The sequence below is a fragment of the Actinocrinis puniceicyclus genome (assembly GCF_018283645.1).
In the GTDB taxonomy this organism is placed as follows: domain Bacteria; phylum Actinomycetota; class Actinomycetes; order Streptomycetales; family Catenulisporaceae; genus Actinocrinis; species Actinocrinis puniceicyclus.
This window is the reverse complement of sequence record NZ_JAGSXH010000213.1, coordinates 1-5,454: the sequence shown is the minus strand read 5'-3', so window position 1 is coordinate 5,454 and position 5,454 is coordinate 1. Positions and strand designations below refer to the sequence as shown.

At 62.7% G+C, this 5,454-nt stretch carries 7 protein-coding genes; 2 read left to right on the top strand and 5 right to left on the bottom strand.

Annotated elements, in window-relative coordinates; genetic code table 11:
• Window positions 1–386 precede the first annotated feature (386 nt).
• The gene (locus KGA66_RS27870; protein WP_211472381.1) at window positions 387–1,127 is read left to right on the top strand and encodes a DUF6414 family protein; all 741 of its coding nucleotides are present in this window, start codon (window positions 387–389) and stop codon (window positions 1,125–1,127) included.
• Entirely contained in the window at window positions 1,117–2,250 is a 1,134-nt protein-coding gene (locus KGA66_RS27865; RefSeq protein WP_211472379.1) for an AAA family ATPase, read from the top strand. Before KGA66_RS27870 ends, KGA66_RS27865 begins: the two co-directional genes overlap by 11 nt.
• Before the next feature lie 120 nt (window positions 2,251–2,370).
• Here the strand turns inward: KGA66_RS27865 and KGA66_RS27860 are convergent, their stop codons facing one another.
• From KGA66_RS27860 to KGA66_RS27840, 5 genes are all read right to left on the bottom strand, one after another.
• Complete coding sequence (locus tag KGA66_RS27860; protein ID WP_211472377.1) at window positions 2,371–2,628, bottom strand: hypothetical protein; 258 nt, start codon at window positions 2,626–2,628, stop codon at window positions 2,371–2,373.
• Window positions 2,616–2,777: a hypothetical protein gene (locus KGA66_RS27855; protein WP_211472375.1), complete on the bottom strand. Its 162-nt coding sequence runs from the start codon at window positions 2,775–2,777 to the stop codon at window positions 2,616–2,618. Before KGA66_RS27855 ends, KGA66_RS27860 begins: the two co-directional genes overlap by 13 nt.
• A 133-nt stretch (window positions 2,778–2,910) precedes the next feature.
• Entirely contained in the window at window positions 2,911–3,054 is a 144-nt protein-coding gene (locus KGA66_RS27850) for a hypothetical protein (RefSeq protein ID WP_211472373.1), read from the bottom strand.
• Window positions 3,055–3,211: 157 nt separating this feature from the next.
• The gene (locus KGA66_RS27845) at window positions 3,212–3,391 is read right to left on the bottom strand and encodes a hypothetical protein (RefSeq protein WP_211472371.1); all 180 of its coding nucleotides are present in this window, start codon (window positions 3,389–3,391) and stop codon (window positions 3,212–3,214) included.
• A gap of 129 nt (window positions 3,392–3,520) precedes the next feature.
• The gene (locus KGA66_RS27840; protein WP_211472369.1) at window positions 3,521–4,987 is read right to left on the bottom strand and encodes a hypothetical protein; all 1,467 of its coding nucleotides are present in this window, start codon (window positions 4,985–4,987) and stop codon (window positions 3,521–3,523) included.
• Window positions 4,988–5,454: the final 467 nt, after the last annotated feature.

Here is a 5,454-nt window from a genome sequence, read left to right as displayed (position 1 = left end):
ATCCGGCACGAGCAGATCCAACCACATGACCGGCCGTCAGATCGACCCACGCCCCACCACACCCCACACACCCTGCGTCACCGCAAGGCGGACACCGTCACACTCCGATTTCCCAGTGAATGTTTGCGATCAGACGGTTCTCGATCCAGATGACTAGACGACCGCGGGTGCGCTTCGATTTTTGGAATGCAGACGCAGCGTACTCTGCTCATGTCGCGGGGCAATGGTGCCGTCGCGGAGCATTGAAGGTGCGTCGGTGGACAGTGCCGAAGGCATGCCTGTCACGACATTTGTCTCAGCGTACGACCGACGAAGGTGCCTGCAAGAGGCTATGGGTGGAGGCGGAACCGATGTCTGCGGCCAGCGAAGAGGGTGTACGGAGGTCGATGATCAAGATTGTCTACTTTGATGAGGAATCCGCTTCGGATTACCTTGACATCACTGCTGGCGGGAAGGCCGCGACGACTAGCGAGCAGGTCAGGGAGCGAACGAAAGACATGCACGCGCGGGTGGAGACGAGCGTAGCGGCGAAATTAAGCTGGTTGCCGTTCATTGGCGTTTCCGCAGAGGCGGGCGCCGGGGTCGATGTAGCCAGTGCCGGGCGGAGCATTCTGAGCAAGACATTGTCGAACACGATCCTTACCGACTACCTGACGCAGGTCGAAGGTGACGATCGAGTCAAGCGGCTGAGCGGCCTACGTGTGACAGCTCCTCAAGGCTCGATGGCGTTCGTGAAGATGTACACGCCGTATATGATCATCGCCAAGACCGAGGAGTTTGGCGTCGACTTGGCTCGACTGGATGAGGCGCTTGAGGGCGCGAAGGGCTATTACGAGCTGGTTGGCGAGCAAGCGGCGAACGGCTCGAAGTGCGTGCTGAGATTCAACATCAAGGCGTTCCGGAACAACTATGGTCTCGCTGATCTCAGCCGGATGCGGCTCGTTTTCCACGGCATCGTCGTTGGGCAAACGACCGAAAGCGGGCTCGGCATGCAGGCCGAGATGTCCCACGACACCGGTCCGGAACCCGTGACAGCGCTGGACCTGCTCGATGGCCCCGTCGCACCGGATAAAACGCTCCTCGACGTGTATGACGTGCTTTTGGCAGGCGTTGAACATGTCGGGTGACACGAAGATCGCCATCTATTATGGGCCAACGTCATGGTTTGAGGGGGAGCTTGGAAAGCAGAATTATGAAAGCCTCCTGGAGATCGTCTACGCGCGTGACGAGACGCTCCGTCAGCTCAAAGTCGTCATACCTGACCGCGACGAGGATGAGCCGGACGGCAGGCAGACGGAGCGACCCAAACGAGTGGTCGCAGAGTCGAGCGACTATGCGAGCCTGAACGAGCACGTAATCACTAACTTCGCAGGACTGATTCGCTCTATTAACCCGAGGCAAGTTTTTCTCCATAATCCGCCGGCTCACGTGCAAGCGCAATTGGAGCGAACATTTCCTGCCACTTCCGTGAAGAGATACGAATATCCTGCAGCAACTCGACAGACGCTCCTTCAGTTCCGTGACGGCTTCGAGAATCACCTGGTCGGGCAGAAGGCAGTAAGGGAAACACTCCTGGCTGCGCTTTACTCGCTCACCACTCAACGACGGACCAAACCTGTTGTGCTGATGTTTTACGGACCGTCAGGCGTCGGCAAGACAGAGACTGCGCAGTTCGTCAACAGCCTCCTCGGTGGCACGCTCCTGCGCAAGCAATTTTCCATGTTTCACAATGACAAGTTCGCTTCGTACTTGTTCGGCGGAACACACTCCGAGCCATCGTTCGCTCACGACCTTCTCGACCGGGAATCAGGAGTTATTCTGATTGACGAATTCGACAAGGCGAATCCTGTTTTTCATAGCGCATTCTACCAATTCTTCGACAGCGGTGTTTTCGAAGACAAGAATTACCGTGTGCAACTTGGCCCATCGCTGATCATCTGCACTTCCAACTACGGCTCGGAGAAAGAAATCCGCGAAGCGCTTGGCGACGCTCTCTACTCTCGATTCGACTCGCTAATCGGCTTCCAGCCGCTCTCTCGAAACGAGGTCATCCAAGTTATCGACCGACTTGTTGAGGGCAGCTTTACCGAACTTACCGCCGATGAACAAGAGAGAGTGGATATGGCTGATATCAAGACCATTTTGCATCCGCTTGCCGAGAATTCTTCCAACGTCCGCAAACTCGGAAAGACGGTCGACGAGTTAATTTCACTACTTCTCGTACGATCAATTCTCGGCGATTATCATTAATTAGTGTGACCAAGGTCCAATGCCACTCAAGGCCTCGGCAAAGTCGGGTGATGTCCGTTTTCTGCTCATGCGCAGCTGAGCGGGAGCGAGGGATTGGGCTGGGTCGCGTGTTGCTCGCTGTTATGCGTGCGGGCCGGTGTCCTCTTCCTCGGCCATGGCCTGCCGTGCTTCGGCCTTCCCGGAGCGGGCCTTCTCCTGATCGCCGGTTGGCGCGGCGAAGTGGCCAAGGGCGGCCATCAGTATGCTCTGGCCGCTCTCGGCGGCCCGCTCCCGCCAGCGAGCAGCGTCGTCGTCGCCGCCTTGTTCAGTTAGGGCGATGTAGAGTCCGACAATGGCGAGCGTGTCACCGGCCTCGGCGCCCGGGGTCAGCCACCGCACGGCCTGCTGCGGTCGCGTTCCTTGCCCAGCAGCATCATGCCGAGGGTGGTCATTGCCATTTCGTCGCCAGCTTGCGCGGCGGCGCGCACCTGCTGCGGATCGGGGTCCTCCCCGAAGCGCTCGACGCTCGGACCGATCAGTCGCTCCAAGGGGGAACCCCGCGGGCATGCGGCTTTGCGTCTGGTCCGCGCGGCGCTTCCACTCCTGGGGCTCCGGCCTGGTCCCCGCGCTGCTCCCGGATGTCCGCGAGAAACCGCATTCCGACCACGCTGAGGCGGCCGTTCAGTAGACGCTGTGCCCAGGGTTCGGCAGCCCCAGTCCTGCTTCATCAGATACGTCACGCATAGAGCCCGATATGGCCGCGGTGTCGCCCGCCTCGGCCCCAGGCGTCCACTCGCGCACCAGGGCGTCGGGGTCAGAGCTCATGACTCGAGCATGACGGGCCGTCAGGTTGTGCTCCACTCAAAGTCTCAACCGTGTCCGAGTCCGCATACACGAGTGAGCAGGCCACCGCGACGATGCTCAAGACCCCATCACTGCCGGCCCAAGGCTTCGGTAAAGGCGCGTGATGTCCCTTTCGCGGTCAGATGAGGCCGAGCAGGGTGAGGGGTCGGGCGGGGTCACGGGCATTGTGGCGCAGACTGGCGGCAATGTTCGTGGCCCCGGCCAGGCGTAGTGCGCCGATGGCCAGGTTGCGGCAGGTGGCCATGATGCGGGCGGCGTTGCCGGTGCGCATCTGGGAGGCGTCCTCGGCGAAGGTCACGTCCCGTACGTGATCGCCACGCCGTCCCGAGAGGAGGCGAGCGACCGGTTGGTGTGTACCCGCTCCACGGGGTCGTGGTGGTGTACGGCCAAGTTGACGGGTTGGTCCAGGTGCGCGGTGGCCTCCTCGTCAGGTCAGGCCGGACGCCTTGAGCAGTTTGGTGACCGCCTCCAGCAGCGGGGCGCCAGCGGTGCCCACAGCCGCTGCGATGCGCATGAGTCGCTCAGCGGCCGCGCGGACCCTGCCAGGGCTCCGGTCGTCGGTGCTGGCGGCCTGTTCGAGGTCTTCATGGGCTTGGATCAACTCTTGCCGTTGCTCGCCCGAGAGCAGACCAGTCAGTTCGGAGACGTGGCCGGCCAGGCTACGAAGCTCTTCGCTGCTGATGGGCGTGATCGCAAAGTCTCGGTTGTGTGTCTGTGCGTGAGGGCCAAACGTGCTTCCGTATGCCCCGCCATGGACGTTGTAGGTGTCGCCTGCGCTCATAGTGATGTGCCCTCCGTGCTCGACGTGGATGTGCAGGCTCGGGTCGACCGGCACTGCGTAGTCGTAGCCGATGGTCTTCTCGATAACGCGGTCGAGCGACCGGAGGACGCCCAGGCTCTCGCGGCGCAATTCCCTGCGCAGGTCGTCGATCACGTCCGGCGGCGCGAGCGACTCGATGCGCTGCGCTATGTCCAGCAGCGGGACCTGCTCGACACCGGCCCTGCGCTCGCGGTTGAGGATCTTCAGCCGCTCCGCAAGGTAGTCCCGCAGGCGCTGACGATCCAGCGCCACGTCGCCCCGTCGCCACACCCGGATCGCCCCGCGCAGCGACTCGCGCTCGGTGTGCAGCCGCCAAAGGTTCCCCCGGACCTGCCGCGCCCGGTTGCCGTCGCAATGCGGGGAGAACGTGACCCCCCAAGACGGCATCCGCTGATCCCCGAATCGCACCGGGCGGCAGCGGAAATGGACGCCGTCGCGTTGCGTGGCGCCCGGCGGGAGCCCCTTGTCGGTGTGCCATTCGGTGAGAACCATCGGTGTGCCCGCCTCGACCAGGTCGTACCGCACCTCGCTGCCGTGCCGAGTGGTGATCTCGGCATATCGCCGCGCCAACTGGCGGCTAACAGCCCCGAGCGGCAGTGGGCCGTCGTCCCGCCAGGGCAGTCCGACCGGTACAGACAGGTAGTCGAGGTCTCTTCGCCACGCGCACCTCCAGGTCTGATCGGGCCACCGCGAGATGAACGCGACATCGACCCGCGTCGACAAGCCGTCGCTGTACAGCCGCCGGTAACACGGGATCATCATGATCGCGTCCTCCGGTCCCAGGGGCCTGAAACCCGGGCGGACAGCCTGTCGAAAATGAGGCTCAGGGAGCCGCAGCAGTCCAGCCGCGTCGCAAAAGGCGCGTTCCCCCGACCAGTCGCGAATCGCGCCCCCCGGCCGATCTCGCACCATACCGACCCCCCGCACGAATTCGACGCCCGCGATAGGGTCTGGCCAACTCGGCCTGCGCAGCCGCCCGGTAGGTCCCTCGGCGAGCACGCGGAGGTCAACGATCGGGAACTGGACGACGCCGAACTCACGGTAGATCCGCGAGAGCCACCTGCCGTTGGACACCCACCGCACGCTAGCACCGCCACGGAGCCGCGGCGCCGCACTTGGGCACACGGCTCCCCTGGTCTAGCCAGATTGGAAGCCGTCCGCAGCCATCGCCTGATTTCCACCAGGGACTAGAGCGGGGCACTAGCCACACTGCGGCTATCTCAGCGGCGTCCGCAACGTCCGCGAGACGGCATCATTCTGACACACCACAACGGCGTGGGGTGTTGCAATAGCGACCCCCATGACGCGCAGACTGCCCTGAGTCCTGACAGGCTCGCTCGACGCGCGCCACTATCGGCGGTCGCTCTCGGCCCTGCACACAATCACCTGATTCTCGTTTATACGGCCCGCACGGCACTGCCCTAAAGTTAAGGCCGGTCAGTCCGCTTTGGGTAGATTCGACTCGGCGATCGTGATCGTGTAGTGGACTTTCTGGGTATGGCCGTTCCTGCGTTCGGCCGCGGTGCGTGGGCTGGTTCGGC

What these genes read in the sequence shown, in the direction of transcription:
- KGA66_RS27870 (WP_211472381.1), top strand. Translation starts at nt 387, where the DNA reads ATGATCAAGATTGTCTACTTTGATGAGGAATCCGCTTCGGATTACCTT.
- KGA66_RS27865 (WP_211472379.1), top strand. Translation starts at nt 1,117, where the DNA reads ATGTCGGGTGACACGAAGATCGCCATCTATTATGGGCCAACGTCATGG.
- KGA66_RS27850 (WP_211472373.1), bottom strand. Translation starts at nt 3,054, where the DNA reads ATGAGCTCTGACCCCGACGCCCTGGTGCGCGAGTGGACGCCTGGGGCC.